Source organism: Myxacorys almedinensis A (genome assembly GCF_010091945.1).
In the GTDB taxonomy this organism is placed as follows: domain Bacteria; phylum Cyanobacteriota; class Cyanobacteriia; order Leptolyngbyales; family Leptolyngbyaceae; genus Myxacorys; species Myxacorys almedinensis.
The window spans coordinates 111,620-129,902 of record NZ_WVIE01000006.1; the positions used below are offsets into that span (position 1 = coordinate 111,620).

15 protein-coding genes and 1 other RNA gene are annotated in these 18,283 nt (G+C 49.2%); 10 read left to right on the forward strand and 6 right to left on the reverse strand.

The features are described 5' to 3' along the window. Positions 1–3: 3 nt before the first annotated feature. On the forward strand, positions 4–945 hold the full coding sequence (locus tag GS601_RS06870) for a GNAT family N-acetyltransferase (protein WP_162422534.1): 942 nt from the start codon (positions 4–6) through the stop codon (positions 943–945). Between the two features lie 5 nt (positions 946–950). Here the strand turns inward: GS601_RS06870 and GS601_RS06875 are convergent, their stop codons facing one another. The 4 genes from GS601_RS06875 to GS601_RS06890 form a co-directional block, all read right to left on the reverse strand. Next, positions 951–1,586: a ribonuclease HII gene (locus tag GS601_RS06875; protein ID WP_162422535.1), complete on the reverse strand. Its 636-nt coding sequence runs from the start codon at positions 1,584–1,586 to the stop codon at positions 951–953. Positions 1,587–1,589: 3 nt separating this feature from the next. Then, a complete protein-coding gene (rne, locus tag GS601_RS06880) occupies positions 1,590–3,761 on the reverse strand; it encodes a ribonuclease E (RefSeq protein ID WP_162422536.1) in 2,172 nt (723 codons plus the stop codon). 422 nt (positions 3,762–4,183) lie between these two features. Then, positions 4,184–6,814, reverse strand: a complete 2,631-nt coding sequence (locus tag GS601_RS06885) for a TIGR03960 family B12-binding radical SAM protein (RefSeq protein WP_338016978.1) — start codon at positions 6,812–6,814, stop codon at positions 4,184–4,186. 104 nt (positions 6,815–6,918) lie between these two features. After that, positions 6,919–7,281, reverse strand: coding sequence for an STAS domain-containing protein (locus tag GS601_RS06890; protein ID WP_162422537.1), 363 nt, complete (start codon positions 7,279–7,281; stop codon positions 6,919–6,921). A 652-nt stretch (positions 7,282–7,933) separates the two neighbouring features. Between GS601_RS06890 and GS601_RS22860 the strand changes: the two genes are divergently transcribed. The 6 genes from GS601_RS22860 to GS601_RS23740 all read left to right on the forward strand — a co-directional run bounded on the left by GS601_RS22860 (position 7,934) and on the right by GS601_RS23740 (position 12,642). Further along, positions 7,934–8,083, forward strand: coding sequence for a hypothetical protein (locus GS601_RS22860; protein WP_202924922.1), 150 nt, complete (start codon positions 7,934–7,936; stop codon positions 8,081–8,083). Positions 8,084–8,565: 482 nt separating this feature from the next. Continuing rightward, positions 8,566–9,258, forward strand: a complete 693-nt coding sequence (locus GS601_RS06895; RefSeq protein ID WP_162422538.1) for a hypothetical protein — start codon at positions 8,566–8,568, stop codon at positions 9,256–9,258. 49 nt (positions 9,259–9,307) lie between these two features. Continuing rightward, positions 9,308–9,760: RNase P RNA component class A (gene rnpB / locus GS601_RS06900), an RNA gene on the forward strand. A 404-nt stretch (positions 9,761–10,164) separates the two neighbouring features. Continuing rightward, entirely contained in the window at positions 10,165–10,779 is a 615-nt protein-coding gene (locus GS601_RS06905) for a hypothetical protein (protein WP_162422539.1), read from the forward strand. 75 nt (positions 10,780–10,854) lie between these two features. Then, positions 10,855–11,568 carry a ribonuclease III gene (gene rnc, locus GS601_RS06910; RefSeq protein WP_162422540.1) on the forward strand — a complete coding sequence of 238 codons (714 nt, stop codon included), beginning with the start codon at positions 10,855–10,857 and terminating at the stop codon, positions 11,566–11,568. 15 nt (positions 11,569–11,583) lie between these two features. Beyond that, positions 11,584–12,642, forward strand: coding sequence for a Gfo/Idh/MocA family oxidoreductase (locus tag GS601_RS23740; RefSeq protein WP_162422541.1), 1,059 nt, complete (start codon positions 11,584–11,586; stop codon positions 12,640–12,642). Positions 12,643–12,660: 18 nt separating this feature from the next. Here GS601_RS23740 and GS601_RS06920 read toward each other — a convergent pair whose 3' ends face one another. Continuing rightward, the gene (locus GS601_RS06920; protein WP_162422542.1) at positions 12,661–14,643 is read right to left on the reverse strand and encodes a sensor histidine kinase; all 1,983 of its coding nucleotides are present in this window, start codon (positions 14,641–14,643) and stop codon (positions 12,661–12,663) included. A gap of 392 nt (positions 14,644–15,035) precedes the next feature. On the opposite strand from GS601_RS06920, the gene GS601_RS06925 reads away from it, so the two are divergent. Both GS601_RS06925 and GS601_RS06930 read left to right on the forward strand, forming a co-directional pair. Further along, positions 15,036–16,253: a GNAT family N-acetyltransferase gene (locus GS601_RS06925; protein WP_162422543.1), complete on the forward strand. Its 1,218-nt coding sequence runs from the start codon at positions 15,036–15,038 to the stop codon at positions 16,251–16,253. 98 nt (positions 16,254–16,351) lie between these two features. Then, on the forward strand, positions 16,352–16,735 hold the full coding sequence (locus GS601_RS06930; protein ID WP_162422544.1) for a DUF4346 domain-containing protein: 384 nt from the start codon (positions 16,352–16,354) through the stop codon (positions 16,733–16,735). 28 nt (positions 16,736–16,763) lie between these two features. Here GS601_RS06930 and psb32 read toward each other — a convergent pair whose 3' ends face one another. Then, positions 16,764–17,453 (reverse strand): photosystem II repair protein Psb32, encoded by a 690-nt coding sequence (psb32, locus tag GS601_RS06935; RefSeq protein WP_162422545.1) that lies wholly within the window; start codon positions 17,451–17,453, stop codon positions 16,764–16,766. A 159-nt stretch (positions 17,454–17,612) separates the two neighbouring features. On the opposite strand from psb32, the gene GS601_RS06940 reads away from it, so the two are divergent. Then, positions 17,613–18,047, forward strand: a complete 435-nt coding sequence (locus GS601_RS06940; protein WP_162422546.1) for a peroxiredoxin — start codon at positions 17,613–17,615, stop codon at positions 18,045–18,047. The last annotated feature ends 236 nt before the right edge of the window (positions 18,048–18,283 follow it).

The window sequence follows — 18,283 nt, forward strand, 5'->3', positions numbered from 1 at the left end:
ATAATGAACGTTTATTCGCGGGAAGACTTCGTAGAGGCATTTTGTGCTGCTTACTACCCTAAAGGAAATGTGAAGCCCACGCTTTTTAAGCTAGGCGATCGCGTTTGGAGGCTGCCTGCGCTAGACTCTACTCGACCAATCGTGCTGGACTCTTTTGAAACCTCGTTTATCGACTTCTACGAACCTTACCGCGCACACCTTTCCGGCGAAGATACCATCCGTGAGGTAAAACATTTACCATCTATTTCTCAGGGTATTGTCACTACAACTGAATGGTTTGAGAGAAACCTGAAGCAAACCTATGAAGCTTCACCGACCATTTTGTGGGAAACCTTCCCGACCTGGCACAATTTCGTTACCCATGTTCATCAAAATCGCTCTGGTCTTTTTGCTGACTCCCGAAGGCGGCATCGCAAACTAGAAAAGCAGGTGGGGACGCTATCATTCATTTTTGACGATCGCAGACCCGAAATTTTGCTCAAGGGCATGAAGCTAAAATCTGCTCAATATCAGCGATCGCAATGTACGGATCACTTCGCCTATCCACAACATGTCCATTTCTTTCAAGAGTTAGCAAAGAAAAATCTTTTGTTGGTTTCTAGTCTTAGCGCCGGAGACCAATTGATCGCAGTGCATCTGGGGCTTTTTGCAGAAGGGCGGTTATATTTCTGGATTCCGAGTTATGACGCCAATTTTTCAAATTACTCTCCAGGACGTCTACTCCTCGAAATGCTGATCGAGGAAAGCTTCAACCAGCAGCATACAGAGTTTGATTTTATGATTGGTGGAGAATCGTATAAGTGGCACTATGCCACCCATTCACGGCTTATTTCAGAGCTAGGGTCGCGTCCGCTGTCCCTCAGAGCCAGCTTGGCAGCGCGGAACTTCAAGCACAGCGTCAAGCGATCGCTCAAATCGATCCTGCGGGAGGAAGCCGTTGTTTAGAAACGCTACTGAACCTGAGAGCGGATCTCTATCACGCGCTTGACGGGCGCATAGGTCTGGCGATGATGGGGAGTAATGCCTAGGGTTTGAAGCGCTTGAAGATGCTGCTTTGTCCCATATCCCGCATTTTTCTCCCAACCATAGCCAGGAAAGCGTACTGCTAGACGTTTCATAAAGCGATCGCGTCTCACTTTCGCAATGATTGAAGCACACGCGATCGCATAGGAGGTGGCATCGCCATTAATGATCGTCGTGTGGGAAGCTAAATTGGCTTGCTGAATAGGGCGTCCATCGATCAGGGCATGATCGTAGGGCGAAACGCGAGAGAGGGAGCGCCCCATTGCCAGATAGGATGCCCGAAGCACATTGAGGCATTCGACCTCGCGAACGGTAGCCATTCCAACCCCAACTGCGATCGCGTGGTTAACAATGCGATCAAACAATTGTTCTCGCTGCGCCAAAGACAGCAATTTCGAGTCTTTGACTCCCTCGATCGGCTGGCAGAATGCCGGAATCACAACCGCTGCTGCTACGACCGGGCCTGCAAGACAGCCTAATCCTGCCTCGTCCACTCCTGCAACGCGGAGTAGCCCTTGTTGCCAAAGGGTAGACTCCGCAGCAAGGGTAGGCAACAGATTCACGATTTAGTCAGCGACTGTCGCAGAAGAACGACGGCGACGGCGACGGGGCGGCTCTTTGTCATCGGCAGGGGCAGCTAGCTCTTGGTCTTGGGATGGCTCACTCTTGAAAGAAGGGGGTGCACTAAACTCAACTTCAGTGAGACTATCGTTGGGATTGGAAGCATCATCAATCGCGATGTTGTCTCCTTCGTAGCTGTCTTCAGAACCAGTATCTTCAGACCCGTTATCTTCAGAAATGTCTTCTGTGCCGTTTGCCACCGCCGGGGCAACCAGGGCTTCTGGAGGCGCTTCACCGGGAAGCGTTACTGCCACGATCGCAGACTTAGGATTCTTCAGTTCTCTATCAGTCAAAATCAGCGGAGAAACCCCCATCCAGGCGTAAACATCTTGCTCTTCTGGCGTCATCTCGATATGGACGACTTCCGGCGGATCAAGCACAGGCTTCATGCTGCCGCGCCGCGATCGCCCACGCCGTTCTTCAGAAAATCGAGGTTCGCGCTCTCGAGGCGTAAACGTTTCCTCTGCCGGAGCCGACTCTTCCTCTACCTCTAAATCATATTCTGCACGGGCTGGATACTCTGTTCTGGTGGGGGCTGGGGTCGGAGCGCTGTACCGATTTGGCTCTTCCCAGGGAGACGCCTTGGAAGGCGCTTCGCGAGTAAATCCTTCCCGACGGTTGCTGCCATTACGACGGCGACGGCTGTTTCCAGAGCGATTGCGCTCTTGGTAACTTGGGTGATGCAGAATGTCTAAGTCTTGATCATTACCATCAAACTCTGACTCTTCCCCCCCATCCCACAGTGGCTCGGTGGCAGCAGGGATGTCTCGACTGATTCTGCCAAGCTCCGGCGGATCGCGACGTGGTTCTGCCCGACGTGGTTCTCGCTCTCGAGGTGCGATCGCAGAGCGTTCGGTGCCCTCGCCCTCGTCATCATGGGATTCGCCAGGGAGATGAACCAGATGCCCCAACCCACTACAGGTTGGGCAAGGACGCCCAAATAACTCGTAAATGTTTTTCCCCTGACGTTTGCGAGTTAGCTCGATCAGCCCAAGTTCCGACAGTTGAGAAATCTGCGGTTTTGCCTTGTCAGTGCGGAGGGCTTTGTTAAAGTGTTCAAGCACCTGCAACTGATCACGGCGAGCATCCATGTCGATGAAGTCAACAATAATCACGCCTGCAATGTTTCGGAGCCTCAGTTGACGGGCAATCTCTGTTGCGGCTTCGCAGTTAGTCCACAGCACCGTTTCTCGTGCCGTTGCAGACCGGGTGAACGATCCAGAGTTGACGTCAATCACCGTGAGCGCTTCGGTACGCTCAATAATAATGTAGCCGCCAGACGGTAGGTCAACTCTAGGTTTGAGGGCTTCACGAATTGCCGCATTTACCCGAAAGTATTCGAGAATGGGAACGCGATCGCGGTGATGATCGATCAGGACACCTTGCGGCAGTTTGCCTGCCCCCCAATTCATTAGCTGCTGCTTAACCCGCTTTAACCCAGTATGAGAATCAACGACGATCCGGTTGACATCAGCGCTATAAACGTCGCGCAGGACTCGCTGAATAAAGTCATCGTCGCGGTTGAGCAAGGCAGGGGCGCGCGTCGAGTTTGCTTCTTGAAGAATTGATTCCCACTGTCGCTGGAGGTTTTCCAAATCCTCCATGATCGCTTCTTCGGGCATTCCTTCAGCTTCAGTGCGAATCACAATGCCCATGCCCGCAGGCTTAACCAAAATTGCCAAGGCGCGCAGGCGGTTGCGCTCGTTTTCACTGCGAATTCTACGAGATAGATTGACCCCGCGACCAAAAGGCATCAAAACCAGGTAGCGCCCAGGCATCGAAATATTGCCGGTCAACCGAGGTCCTTTATTGCCCGTCGGCTCTTTCATCACCTGGACTAAGACTTTCTGCTGAGGCGCTAATAGCTCAGTGATAGACCCGGCAGAACGCTTTAATCTTAAAGGCCCTAAATCAGAAACATGAATAAATCCGTTGCGTTCAGAATCACCGATATTGACAAATGCGGCATCGATTCCGGGCAAAACGTTTTCTACAACCCCTAGATAAATATCACTCACTTGATGGCTGCCTGTGGCAACGATCAGTTCTTGAGTTTGGTCTTCTGAAAAAACGGCAGCGATTCGATGCTGTTCTGCGATAACAATCTGCTTTGGCATTCAATTTCCTCAAAATTTGGTTGCGATCGAGCCAGTGAGGTTTTTGCTCTTCTCGCAGAGAATTTGGGGGGTGAGATTATTCAGCTAAACCTCGACCACCCTCTAAACCTGGGCGACCCATCGCTTGAGATGCTTAGAAAGCCACCATCAAGGAAGCTACCGCCTTAACAGACGAGTCAATTCGTGAGCTTCGGTCAGTACAACAGTGCATTCCTACCCAGGAGCAAACACTGTACGTTATGAAGAATGCGCGAAAAGTCTAACAAGAAAGCTGAGGATTCTAAGAACGGAGCTTCCGACGGCAACCACGGAGAACGTTCAGTCCATACCAGCTTCTGATGCGTTGTATTATAGCGCGCAGACCTGGTTCTGCACAAACTTTACGGATTTTATAGAAATTGCTTCAGCCTGCGGTGGGTTTGTCAACTTGGGGTGGCAAGCAAAAGTTGGCTGCGATGAATCGAAAGGAGCCGAAGCTCGCAGTGAGCGACTTGTTCTAGCATACTGATAACCTGCTCAGGGCGAAGCATTGTGCCGTCGTTACGGCAACTTCCGATGTAGCGGAGCGTGGCTTTGGAGGAGTGGGGTAATATTTCGCGCAGAGAAAGTGCGAATAAGCGATCGCGCCCATTGATCGGATGCACCTTGCCTGATTTTGTTTTTTGCTCTAACCAAATTTCGCTCTGCGATAGAACAGCATCGATCCAAGGTTGCCAGTTCGCAGATAAAGGTTGATCCGCCACATCTATGGTGAGTTCGTATTCTGCTTTTTCTAATAGCTGAGTTGCAGCAGGGGTTTTGAGGCTAACCTCTTCGACCTCATAGATTGGCAAATTAGCGGGAAGTTGAGCGACGAGTTTTTGGCGGAAGTCTTCGAGGTCTAGCGATCGCGTCAACTCAAAATCCACGATTTCGCCCGAACTCGTGACTCCAAGCGGCAGAGCATTTGCTACCACAATCCGAGGACTCGGATGAAACCCTTGGGTAAATGCAATGGGAATTGACGCACGCCGCACAGCGCGATCGAACACTCGCATCAAATCTAAATGACTGAGTAGCGCCATGTCCCCTTTCTTGCCCAATTGCACCCGCAACCGTTGCACTCGATCGGGATTCGGCTTGAAATGTCCCTCAAATTGAGGAATCGGCAGAGGCGGAACGATAACATTATGACCAAAATCAGTGCTACAAACGCCGCAGTGAGAACAGCCTTCAAACGAGCAATCTGGAACCGTTGCCGCTTCTAGCGCTTTTTGAAGATCGTCTTTTAGCCACTGCTTATCGATGCCAGTGTCTAAGTGATCCCACGGTAACGGCGCATCCAAGGTCGCCGCACCTTCTGCCTGCTCAAAAACATTCCACTCGCCGCTTTCAACTTGGCGATATTTCCAGCCAACACCCGATTCTTCAATCGCTTGCGTCCATGCACCGTAGGCGCGATCGAGACTTTCCCACCACGCATCCATGCCTGCGCCTAATTCCCAAGCTCGGCGAATGACAGGCGCTAACCTGCGATCGCCGCGACCCACAAAATCCTCCATCGCAGAAATTCGGACATCGGTAAAGTTAATCTTGACGCCTCGAACCGAACGGAAAGCTTCTTTTAATAGCGTTTGTTTGCGCTTGAATTCGGCGGTTGAAACAGAATGCCATTGAAACGGCGTATGAGGTTTGGGCGTGAAGTTAGAGATTGTGACATTAAAATCTAGGCGTCGTCTGCCTTGCTTGCTGCATTCTCGACGCAACCACCGAAGCGTGTCAGCAATGCCCAACACATCTTCATCCGTCTCACCGGGCAACCCAATCATAAAGTAGAGCTTCACCTTATCCCAACCTTGCTCATGGGCAGTTTTGATACCGCGCAGCAGTTCTTCGTTGGTCAAGCCTTTATTAATGATGTCTCGCATTCGTTGAGTCCCGGCTTCTGGCGCAAAGGTGACTCCGATCGGGCGAGTTCCACCAATGATATGAGCGATGTTTTCGTCAAAGCGATCGACGCGCTGACTCGGCAACGACAGGGATATATTGTCGTCTTTGAGGCGGTTTTTAATCTCAACTCCAACCGCAGGCAACGCTAAATAATCTGAACAACTGAGCGACAATAGCGAGAATTCGTTGTATCCCGTTGCTTGCATTCCGTGTTCGATCGCATCGATTACCTTGTCTGGCTCAACATCGCGCGCGGGGCGAGTCAGCATTCCCGGTTGGCAAAACCGACAGCCGCGAGTGCAGCCCCGACGAATTTCGATAGTCAAGCGATCGTGAACCGTCTCGACATAGGGAACCAATCCAATCGAGTAAGCCGGAATCGGATCGGCAACCCGTCGCAAAATCCGAGGGGGAACATCCCGATGGTTGGGATGCACCGAGCCATCGGTTGCCATGTCGTAGAACTGCGGTACATAGACGCCCGGAACTTGGGCTAAATCCAGCAGAATTTCTTCGCGGCTTAGCCCTGCTGTCTTGCCTTCTTCGAGCACTAGCCCAATTTCGGGGAGAAGTTCTTCACCATCACCGAGCGCGATGAAATCGAAAAAGTCGGCGTAGGGTTCAGGATTAGAGGTTGCCGTCTGTCCGCCTGCAAAGATCAAGGGGTAGGCAGTCCCCGATCGCGCTTGCCACGTCAACGGAATTCTCGCTAGGTCAAGCATTTCTAGAATATTCGTTGCGCCTAGCTCGTAGCTAAGACTAAATCCTAGAATGTCAAAATCGGTTAAGGGTCGGCGGGATTCAACAGCGAATAAGGGAGTGGTTGTAGAGCGCAGCTTTGCAGCAAAGTCGGAAGCGGGAAGATAGGCGCGATCGCACAGTTGCCGAGGTTGGGCATTCAAAATGCTGTAGAGAATGATATGCCCTAAGTTAGATGCACCAACTTCATACACTTCCGGGTAGGTCAAGACCCAGCGAATGGTGCTGTCTTGCCACGGTTTATGCACCGCGCCTAGCTCATTTCCCAGATACCGAGCCGGACGAAGAATATCTGAAGTGAGGAGTTCTTCGACAGCGATCGCTACATCGCGCTTTGTAGAAGGAGCATCTGTTGAAATCGCCACAATTACTTTGCCTAACAGAGTGGATCATAGACTATCAGTATACTGATTCACCCATTCTATTGCGGACGACCGTGAAGCGATTCAGCAGCGATTCAACAGATAAACTAAGCTGCGGTTCCTATGGAGTTGCGCCCTATGCTAATCGCTTGAAAGGCAGCAAAGTTCTCAAAGATTTCAAAGACGCGATCGAGTTGAGTCAATTCAAAAATAATATGAATCGAGGCAGAAACAGAACATAAACTCAGGCGCTTGTTTCTACGCTGCGCCAGTCGGAGAGAAGAGACTAAGACCATCAAACCGGCGCTATCGAGCGCTTCAGCTTGGCTCAGGTCAACCAAAACCGCAGAATGCTGCTCAGATAGAATTGCTGCCGTTAGCTGAGCCTGAAACTCAGTAGCGTTGGTAGCATTCAAACAACCACAAGGACGAACAACAGCCGTTTGAGGACGGATAAGTACATTCTGCATAACGTTACCTTTAACTAATTCCAAAACCAAGAATCTTGATACCGACGCCTCTGACGATAGCTATGTATCCTAAGTAATGCCTAGAGCAGTTCTTAGGTTTCGCAGAATCTTTACTGGAGAAAGGCTGTTGTATAAATTTTTCAGTAAGGAGTTAAATATAAACTGTAGTAAATTACACATCTCCCGCATCTCAAACTTTAATCTCACTAGAATTGCTGAGATGAATCAACATCAAATAGAATTAATCGCGTTTTTAGCAACTTTATGCTCAATATATTCTTGGTGCTATATAAAGCCCCAACCTCAAATCGGTTGAGCGTGGGTCAATGCTTGCAGTTCATCTGCCACACAGCAATAGATTGCAATGATGAATTCCTCGATCCATTGCACTCGTCCCGCCTGCCTTTGGCGTTTTTTCTAGCAACTGCATGAGGATGGGGCTTCCCTTTCTCAAAGTCGCACATTAACCTATTGATGCGAATTTAAATAATTGATTTTAAATAATTGATACGATCGCTAGCCAACCTAAAAAATATTCTTCATAATTAAAGCAGTTTCAGAATTCGCTCTACATCTGAATCTGAAAATCGCTTCAACGTTCAAAGTTTCAAACTTAACTTAGTGTTCAAACCTAGATTCAAAGGTGGTACGTATGGGCATTCCTAAAGTCATTGATAATGTCATTGTCTACTTCTCAGGAGCAATCAGCCGAATCTTCGCCCTAGATGACAATCACTATCCAAACACTGGTGTTCAGCCCTATAGCGGCGATCCTTACGATGAAAAGCATTCTTCAGATTAGCTAAGTTAGCTTTAGTCAAGAGATTTTTTCTACTTGACTAACCGTCTCCTAGCATGTGCTAAAAGGCTGGCAGATGAGCCAGGTTTGTCTGCCAGTTTTCATTGCAACTAGAAGAAATAAAAACCATATTTTTGACACTACAACTACCATTACAACAAAAGCAAAAATTAAATCATGCTCATCATTTGGAAAATCGGTATTTAGACTCATATAGATGAGCAAAATTAAAGTTGTTTGTAGCAATTTGGTAAAGAACTCTATCAATAAGCATTAACAAATTAACAGAAAGTTAACCTTTTTAAGGGCAAGATCTACGGAATGGAGCGCCTCTGAGCAACAATTAATGTGTCCTAAATCGCGATGTGCCCTAAATCGATTTGAGATATATTACTAGATCAATTCTTACAAATAACTCGAACGCAAAGCAAGCATGGTATAAGGTCTAGAGATTATGCTATTCCCTCGCTTGCCCAAGGTCTAGGATGACTGAACTTGATTTTGTACTGCTAACGGTTTATTTTCTAGGCGTTAGCTATGTGCTGTATCAGATCGTTGACTCATTTAACGATGAATTTACCATTCGCCTCGAACAAGACGAGCTAGATCAGCAGCTTGAAGCTCTTAATGTGAAAGACACGATCGGCGTTAGCTTCAGATTTGATAATCGCTACGAGTTCAACAAGCTTAAGCAACTCGCCATTCGGATTCAAAACAAGTCGGAAAGTTACCCGATTTATGTTGACTGGGATCATTGCGTCCTCACAAACTTAGACGGACGATCGCGCCGCGTCGCTCGCTTTTCCTCAGGCGGCACATTAGATGCGTTTCAAAATCAAGTCTTCAGTATTATTGCTCCAAAGCGAACGTTGCAAGAACTTATCTCTGGCGAAGATCAGCTATCGCGCACAGGAACTGAGGGCTTTCTAGAAGTCTCGAAAACCGTCATCGATTTGAACAAACCTGACCCTAAAAAATCGACCGAAGCCCAGCGAAAACGCTATCGAGACTTCATGGCAAGTAAAATTACGCTGGAGTTTGAATTACACCTGGCGATTCGATTAGTGGGGGCAAATACTCCTCCAACGGGCGATCGCACTCGCATCATCTGCAAACTGACGATGATCAAACTCGACTGGACAGCCGGACTGCCTTGGAATCCCAAGAAACCCTTCTAATTCATAGTTCTAAACTTCCTGCTTCTCCGACTACACTAAACTATGGAGAAGAGGTGGCAAGGCGATTGCGAGCAACTCTTTATATTGAGGAAATGCTTGAGGAAAGTCCGGGCTTCCGAAAGACCAAACTTGCTGGATAACGTCCAGTGCGAGCGATCGTGAGGAGAGTGCCACAGAAACATACCGCCTTTAGAAGCCAGAAGAATAAATAATGAAGAGGAAGTTAAATTCCACCTTCAGCGTTTATTTGCGCTTAGAGGTAAGGGTGCAAAGGTGCGGTAAGAGCGCACCAGCAGCATCGAGAGGTGCTGGCTCGGTAAACCCCGGTTGGATGCAAGGCAGATGGGGCAACGGTTGGTCTTTTTCCCGTCCCGTGTTGCTGGTGAAATACCCAGCAAAGAGCCGCTTGAGGCATTTGGTAACAGGTGTCCCAGATAGATAATCGCCCTCTTAGAGCGTTGCTCGTAAGAGAACAGAACCCGGCTTACGTCCACCTCTTCTTCCCCTACCTGCAATATGTCCTCTCCTTCTTCACTTAACTCTCTTTCACCTACAGCAATTTTCAGATGAATAAAGCACAGGAGGGTAGGATGGGGAGATGGCTCGGCATGTGGCTCAAGCCAGTGAGAACGCCTTTAATTATTGATGAACTCTCATTCGTGAACTAATGTTTCGTTATTCTTTAAACTGAGCCTAGCAATATGTAGATTACGCAAAGTCGTCTTCGTGAATGAAAGTGACAATTTCAACCTGGACTACTATAAAAGCGCTTAAGGTAAAAACGCTTCAGGGTGACGGGCTAATCTGATGATCGACTGATCTTAGGTTGCTTGCTCGAAAGCCAGATCCGATTGAGATGATTGCTCCGAAACGAATTGTGTTCCTACAGAAGTGTAGGGTAGGTCTGTGAATAGCCAACTTTCCACGCTTGATCTCTCTGACTCTGTAGAAGTTCTTCCCCCGACTGAGCAGCTTTTAGCTATCAGCGAGCAAAAGAAGAGCGGACTTATTCTCTGCAAAGACTATCACGCTGAATTTGCAGGTCCTGGAGCCGCCGTTAGCTGTTTGGTTGAGCCTGCCTATCGAGCGGTCATTGCCATTGGCTCTCCTACATTGGCACCTATGGTCACGGTAGAAGACCGTCGGCGAGCTTATGGGCGACGCATTCAGTGGGGGCGTTGGCTTCAGAGGATTGTAGAGCACCCGGAATCGGTGGTGAGAGCCGAAAAGTTGTTAGCAGGCTTTGAAGAATTTTTTGGGCGGCAGGTAGTTGTGAGCTTGCCGAGCGAGGTGTTGGCATTGTTGGCAGGCGTGTTTCCAGGCACGATTGAAATGGCGCGATCGCAGCATTGGCGAACCACCCGCTTTGACACGGCAGCCCACCTTATTTGCTCAGACCAACTCAAGGTGACGACGATTTCCCTGAGTTCTGAAAAACAAGAGGTTCACTCTGTTCCACTCCTCACTACCGCAACGGTTAGTGAAATCGAGCAGACTTACGCTGTCCTTCGATCTGCCTAAAGGGTCAGAGTATACAGAGGAGGGCTTCTCCCCGTAGGATGAGAAGCAACATACCTAAAAGCTAGTCTAAACTGCATGACCCTTGCATATCCTCGTCGCCAGCAAGAACTTGAGTCGCTGGTGCAGCGATTGGGCTTACCGCCGCACCCATCGCTCCGATGGGACTTGTTAGATTTGTCGCTGACCCACGCCACCTTCTCGGCGGAAAAGAACTATGAACAGCTAGAGTTTGTGGGTGATGCGGTCGTCAAACTTGCCTCCGCAGAGTTTCTGCTCGAAGCGTATTCCGAACTCAATGTTGGAGAATTTACAGCCCTGCGATCGGTGTTAGTTAGTGATCATATTCTTTCCCAAATTGCTGATGCGTATGGCTTTGAGCGCTACCTCCTGGTTGCCTCCAGTGCCAAATTTGACAGCGCTGGGCGCGAATCGCGGCTGGCAGATTCGTTAGAAGCTGTGTTAGCCGCGCTCTACTTTAGCACTCATAATCTCTCGCTGATTCGCCCATGGCTCGATGGGCACTTTCAAACGTTAGCTAAAGAAATTTTGGCTGACCCTGCTCGACAAAACTACAAAGCCGCGCTGCAAAATTGGACGCAAGCCCACCAAAAAACGCTGCCTGACTACCGCACAACAGAAACTGGGCATACTCACAATGATCCTCATCGTTTTACCTCAGAAGTGTGGATTCAAGGACGGTGTTTGGGTCAGGGCACAGGGCGATCGCGCAAAGCTGCCGAACAAGTCGCTGCCCAAGCTGCCTTTTTAGTGCTTACGGGTCAGTCGTAAAGGAAGGAACGCCCAGTGAAAAAACCCATCAAGATTGCAGTGTTTGGAGTGGGGCGCTGGGGCACTCATTTGCTGAGACAGTTTCTAGCGCATCCCCAAGCCAAGGTGATTGGGGTTGTAGACCCAAATGGCGAGAATCTTGCGATCGCAACGCAACGATTTAAGCTCGATGACCGGGTATTTATCACGACGCAGTGGCAAGACGCCCTGGAACTTAGTGGCTTAGAAGCCGTTGCGATCGCGACTCCTGCCGCAACCCATTACGCTTTAATCACAGCCGCGCTCAAGCAAGGACTGCACGTTCTCGCAGAAAAACCCCTCACGCTCAGCCGCGCCGAATCGATTCAGCTTTGCCATCTTGCGGCTGAACGCGATCGCCAACTCGTTATCGATCACACCTACTTGTTTCATCCCGCTGTTTTACGAGCGAAAGCCTTGGTGGGGGTTCTGGGAGGCTTGCGCTACGGCTACACTGCTCGCACCCACCTCGGCCCTGTTCGCCAAGATGTCGATGCCCTGTGGGACTTAGCCATTCATGACATTGCCATTCTCAACTATTGGCTCGGTGAAACGCCGCGGGAAGTGCAGGCAAGGGGGCAGGTTTGGCTGCAACCCAAAGCACGATCGTTCCCCTCTTGCCCAAACGCGCCCAGCCTATTTTCCAACGGTTTGGCAGATACGATTTGGGCAACGCTAAGTTACCCCAGCGGGTTTGAAGCCACGTTGCATCTGAGTTGGCTCAATCCAGATAAGCAGCGCCGCCTGTGCGTTGTAGGTGAGCACGGCAGCCTCGTGTTTGATGAACTGGCATCTGAGCCGCTCACCGTTCAGTGGGGGCAACTTGAGCGGCAAGGAGAGCGGTTTAACCCAATCAATCAGCGTTGTGAAATCGTTACTCCATCGCCCGAAGAACCTTTACACCAGGTTTGCCACCATTTTTTGACCTGCGTACAGCACAATCAACCGTCTGAGCGGTCTCCAGGGTGGCTAGGGGCTGAACTCGTTGAAATTTTGGGGGCGCTATCTACCTCCATGCAGCAAGGAGGACAGGCAATTGGGATTGCCAGACCTTAGGCGAGTTGCGATCGTTTGTTAGCTATTTGGCACACTTACGGGATGTTTAGCTTCGGGTTGAGTGCCCTCGATATCAGAAGACTCAGGTTTGCTCATCTCAATTAAGGGCAGCCAAATCCGAAAAATGCTGCCCTTATTAGCGGCAGAACTAAACGATAGCGTTCCTCCATGTAGCTCTGCCAGGCGTTTGGTTAGGGCAAGTCCAAGCCCGGTTCCTTCGTGCTTGCGCGTCAGAGAAGAATCAATTTGCTGGAAGGGGCGGAACAGCAGATGCCAGCGCTCTTGAGGAATGCCGATGCCTGAGTCTGAAATTTCTAAACACAGATAAGCTGTTTCGGGATTGATGGGGCTGCGATCGGGGCGAGGATCGAGTTGCAGTTGATGCCCATATCCCAGCCACGCACTGAGCTTGACATGCCCTCCTTCCGGCGTAAACTTTACCGCATTAGAGAGCAGGTTAATCACCATTTGGCTGACGCGCCGCTCGTCTATCAAGACCCGTTCAATCAGGGGGTCTAGATCTAGCGTCAACGTTAGGCGTTTCATCTCTGCTCTGGGTTGAACCATTTTCAGGCACTGATGACAGAGATCTTGGATCGGAACCGACTGAAGATTGAGTTCTACTTTTCCGGCTTCGACTTTAGCGATATCGAGTAAATCGTTGATGATTTGGAGGAGGTGAATTGCCGCATCATCGGCTTGCTGAAGAAACTCAAGCTCTTCGTCGCGATCGTCGCAGCAGCCATCGCGCACCAGCCGAACACAGCCAATGATGGCATTGAGCGGCGTCCGCAATTCGTGGGAGGTAGTTGCCAAAAATTCGCTCTTCATCTGATTGGCTTCTTGTGCCTCTTGCCAAGCCGTTTCGAGTTCTTTGGCGCGATCTTCTAGCCGCTCAACCATGTTGTCGAGGGCTTCTGCCAGCAGATTAAGTTCTCGAACTTTGAAATCTTTGGGCGCGCGATCGCTGGCATAGCGTTGGCGAATCCGCAGGGCATAGTCGCTCAACTGCTCGATCGGGCGTGCCAAATCCCGCGTCAGGTAGAGCGTCGATAGCAAAATTGCGGTGAGCAGCCCCAACGTCAAAATAATCAGGACTTGCTTAATTTCACCTAAGCTATAAAGTGCCGTATCGAGAGATGTGGTTGCCAACACCACCCACGTCTGGGTTTCAGTATCGCTTAGAGTAATCGGAATTGTGCTGTATCCGGCGAGCCATTCTGCCCCTCGTTCTTCAAACGCAAAGAGAGGAAATGCATCTTGTCTCCCTGCGATCGCATTATCCACCAAATTTTTCAACCGCGCTGCATCAGCTTCCTGGTTAATATTTCGCCCAACGCGCTCAGCGATCGGGTGGGCTAGAATTTCGCCTGCTTGATCAATCACCACCGTATAGCCCGTAATGCTGTTTGATTCGGGTTCTGGCTGCGGATAGAGAGCGGTTCTGGCGCTGAGGGCATAGCGGATATTCGAGCCAACCTGAACCGGAGCGCTAAACACCAAATTAAGCTGGCTATCTAATGGCAGTTGGGTCTGCGGCGATCGAGACAAAGAGATATGTACAGCGTTGGGTTTGGCAAACTCGCGCCCACCCATCACCGACCAATCGTTGACAGATAGCTGAACAATCGGAGTTTTGCCGCAGGTGCTCGCCCTAATTTCCTGAGTCTGCAAGTCGGTCAACTGAACGCACTTCAGCGCGACCGGCGACGCCTGCTGAAATTGGTCTAGAAATTCGTAAACCTGAGCTTGGGAGCCAGAGAGCAGAGCAGCAGAGCCAGTCGCTGTGGCTAAGTTCGAGCGCAATGCCCCGATCGTTCCTTGGAGGCTATCGGCTTTTCGCACTGCACTGGCGGTTAGATTGTGCCTAGCGGTTTCTAAAAACCCCGATCGCGCCTTCTTGTAGGCCACCACTTCTCCGGTCAACAACACCGGGATGCTGAGGAGCAGCAAACGCCTCAGTAAAACACGACGGAAGGAGGACTGACGGGGCTTCGTCATAACCACTATGCTCAATATTTAGAAGACTTAAACCGACGAGTGGCAGATGCAGATAACAGCAGTATGTTGAGAATTGCGAGCAAGAAAAAGGTGAGGTTAATAAAGGCGCAATCGAACAGGCAGCAATGCGATCGCTGAATTTACGCCTGATAGAGAAAGTCGTCTTACTGAGTATCGATCGGTTTAACAAGAAACCAGACTCATGCCATCATTCAAAATTTAACTTTAGCCAACACACTCTTACTAACCATATAAGAAATTCTCCTGCCATCAACAGTAAGGTTTAACATTCCCCTCAAATCTTTAAGACACCCGGCGGTGGTGTCTACCCGTACGAACCCAACCACCCTCAAAAATTTCGATTAAGCTATATGAAGTGTTGCAGTCTAGGTATGGTGGAACAGCTTAAGCCTCGCTATTCGGTTGCCTGGATTAACAAAATTTCTGAAGTCCCTCAAGCAGCCTGGGATGCTTTTGCACTCCCGTTGAAGACGCCTTTCTTCGAGTGGGATTGGCTCCACACGATGGAGACATCGGGCAGCACCACGGCAAAATCGGGCTGGTTACCAAGCCATCTGACTGTCTGGCGCGACGCTTCGGAGATGGGTGAATGCGATCGCACCCTCGTTGCGTTTGCCCCGCTTTATCTCAAGGGGCACAGCTACGGAGAATTTGTTTTTGATCATCAGTGGGCAGATGTTGCCAGTCGGTTAGGCATTGAATACTACCCAAAGCTCTTGGGCATGTCGCCGTTTACGCCGGCTGAAGGCTACCGTTTTTTCATCGCTCCGGGCGAAGATGAAGACGACCTGACCGCAGTAATGGTCGATGCGATCGAGCAGTTTTGCCTTCACAATCGCATTTCGGGCTGCAATTTTCTCTATGTCGATCCCCAATGGCGGCAGACCATGGAACGCCACGGGTTTAGCAGTTGGCTACACCATAGTTTTATTTGGAAAAATCAGGATTACCAGACGTTTGATGACTATTTAGGTGCATTTAATTCCAATCAGCGACGCAATATCAAACGAGAACGAAAAGCCGTCACCAATGCTGGACTCAATTTCAAAATTTTGACAGGCGAAGACATTCCTAAGTCGTTGTTTCCGTCAATGTACGATTTCTATGCTGATACCTGCGACAAATTTGGATGGTGGGGAAGTAAGTACTTAACAAAGAAATTTTTTGAGCAACTTTACCCCAATTACGCTCACCGAGTTGTTTTTTTTGCTGCATATGTAGAAGACAACGATCGCATGCCCATTGGCATGTCATTTTGCCTAACCAAGGGCGATCGCTTGTATGGTCGCTATTGGGGATGCACCCAAGAAATGGATAATTTGCACTTTGACGCCTGCTATTACACGCCGATCGAATGGGCAATTCAAAACGGGATTCAACTGTTTGATCCGGGAGCAGGCGGACGCCACAAAAAGCGGCGCGGATTCCCAGCCATGCCCAATTATTCACTTCATCGGTTTTATAACGGTCGCTTATCGCAAATTTTGCGGAGTCATATCGAGCAAATCAACGAGCTAGAGCAGCAAGAAATTGATGCAATTAATCAAGATTTACCGTTTAAGCAAGAGACGATTGAGCTTCAGATTTAGAGCTAAAGATAGTAAAAACGTTTTTCTAAAATCAGGAGAAAACCCTCTTAGAATGTGAATTGAAACATCCTCTAAAGCGTTGACTAAAATTTTGAACTATGGCTCAGTCTGTTCTTGACACAACTGCACTAGACGACAAGCTCTCTCAGCGTTTTATCGAACTTGACCCAAACGGATACTTTATTATTTACCTCGATCGCGATGCCCGTTTAATTTACGCTGAACATTACACTAATACGATTAACGATAAGGGGCTTGCCTGCGACCCAGAAACGGGCGAGCCGATTCCTTGCAATGGCAGCTTAAAGCGTCAAGCCAGCACGCTGTTTAAGGGCAGAACGGCAAAGGAACTCTGCATCGAGATTTTTGAAAAGTCCACAACCTGTTTGGTCAGCCGTCTTGATCATGCGGCGTACTTGGGACGAGAATTTGTCAGGGCAGAGGATGCCCTGCTTGCTGGAGAGGAATACATTCAAGACTAGAGGGCGCATTCCTACGCCCTTTAACCCATCAGCGAACGTACCAGTAGTAGGTTGCCATTGGAACTATGGTTGCAGCTAGCAGCAACCCAATCACCCAGGGGATTGCATTACTTTTCTGGGTTTCTTCTGGGGTTGCAAAGGTTCCTTCAACCTGAACCGTGTCTTTGACTTCGGGCGGACCTGGATCAGCTTCGCCAGAGAGCACGGCAACTAAGCGATCGCTGGCATCTAAAAAAGCTTGGTTATAGCGATTGCCTTGGCGCAACGGCTCTTGAATGGTTTCTTGAGAGACACTTTGCGCGATCGCATCAGGCATCAGTTCCTTAACTTTGCTGCCGGTGTAAATCGACGAATTGTTGGTCAAGCTATCGACCACAATCAAGGTTTGGGTTGCGGCTACCTCTGGGGTCGGAAACCACTGCTGAAATAATTTTTCGGTAAACGAATCGATGGTCTCGTCATAATCGAGACGGCGGATGGTAACATAATGAACCTTTTGCCCTGTTTTGTCTGCCAACTCATTGAGCGTGGTATTGAGTTTGCCTTCATTGATGCGGCTGACAATATCAGCCAAATCCACAACATGCGTATCGTTAGAAACGATCGGCACGTCATATAAACTAGTTGCGATCGCAGGAGCCATCCAAAAACAAGACAAGACGATGAGCGGAAGCGGCAAAAGCCAGCGCTGGTAAAACCATGGAAGGAGCTTTTTCATATGCGATCGATATCCCGACAATCTCTTTCTCAAAATACAACGGCGTTAATTTTTTGGGTTGGCTACGCAGAAAAATTCTATTTCTCTATGCAGCCCCTGATCCCCTGTCCTTAAGGTATTACAATTATCAAGGAATTTGAAGGTCAAGGAGCGTTCATCATGCCTTTGTCAGTTGGCGATACAGCCCCAGACTTTACTGTAAAAGACACAACCGGGACGACCATCAAACTTGCAAACTACGTCGGTAGGAAGGTCGTTTTGTATTTTTACCCCAAAGACGACACCCCCGGATGCACCAAAGAAGCCTGTAGTTTCCGTGATAACTATGAGCAATATTTGAGCAAAGGCATTACGGTGCTTGGAGTCAGCATGGACGATGAAGCTTCTCACCAAAAGTTTACCGAGAAGTTCAGTTTGCCGTTTCCGCTGTTGGCAGACACCGACGGGGCAATCACAAAAGCCTACGATGTCGATGGTGGTGGCTACTCAAAGCGGGTTACCTATGTCATTGACAACGGTAAGATCGCTCAGGTATACGGCACCGTGAAAACCGATACTCATGCGACCGACATTTTGGCGGAAATCGGGGCATAAACCCTGAGTTTTGCTCAAGCCTTAACTAAGGCTTAACTAAGTGTCCCAACTCTATATTTTAGGGTTGGGCATTTTTTAGCGTCAGTCCGACACAGTTTTAGAATTGGAAATGCGCGATCGCGCCTCATCACTGCACCCTAAAGCTTCCTGAGCAAAAATGGGCATTCTAAACTGAGATTCTGTGGTTTACCACCGCGCAGGTTCCCTGTTTAGCATTGCTTACACCATTTTTATTT

Bases quoted from the DNA above. Each gene is read 5' to 3' on its own strand.
- GS601_RS06940 (WP_162422546.1), top strand. From the start codon at position 17,613: ATGCCTTTGTCAGTTGGCGATACAGCCCCAGACTTTACTGTAAAAGAC.
- GS601_RS06870 (WP_162422534.1), top strand. From the start codon at position 4: ATGAACGTTTATTCGCGGGAAGACTTCGTAGAGGCATTTTGTGCTGCT.
- GS601_RS06930 (WP_162422544.1), top strand. From the start codon at position 16,352: ATGGCTCAGTCTGTTCTTGACACAACTGCACTAGACGACAAGCTCTCT.
- GS601_RS06925 (WP_162422543.1), top strand. From the start codon at position 15,036: ATGGTGGAACAGCTTAAGCCTCGCTATTCGGTTGCCTGGATTAACAAA.
- rnc (WP_162422540.1), top strand. From the start codon at position 10,855: ATGACCCTTGCATATCCTCGTCGCCAGCAAGAACTTGAGTCGCTGGTG.
- rne (WP_162422536.1), bottom strand. From the start codon at position 3,761: ATGCCAAAGCAGATTGTTATCGCAGAACAGCATCGAATCGCTGCCGTT.
- GS601_RS06895 (WP_162422538.1), top strand. From the start codon at position 8,566: ATGACTGAACTTGATTTTGTACTGCTAACGGTTTATTTTCTAGGCGTT.
- GS601_RS06890 (WP_162422537.1), bottom strand. From the start codon at position 7,281: ATGCAGAATGTACTTATCCGTCCTCAAACGGCTGTTGTTCGTCCTTGT.
- psb32 (WP_162422545.1), bottom strand. From the start codon at position 17,453: ATGAAAAAGCTCCTTCCATGGTTTTACCAGCGCTGGCTTTTGCCGCTT.
- GS601_RS06920 (WP_162422542.1), bottom strand. From the start codon at position 14,643: ATGACGAAGCCCCGTCAGTCCTCCTTCCGTCGTGTTTTACTGAGGCGT.
- GS601_RS22860 (WP_202924922.1), top strand. From the start codon at position 7,934: ATGGGCATTCCTAAAGTCATTGATAATGTCATTGTCTACTTCTCAGGA.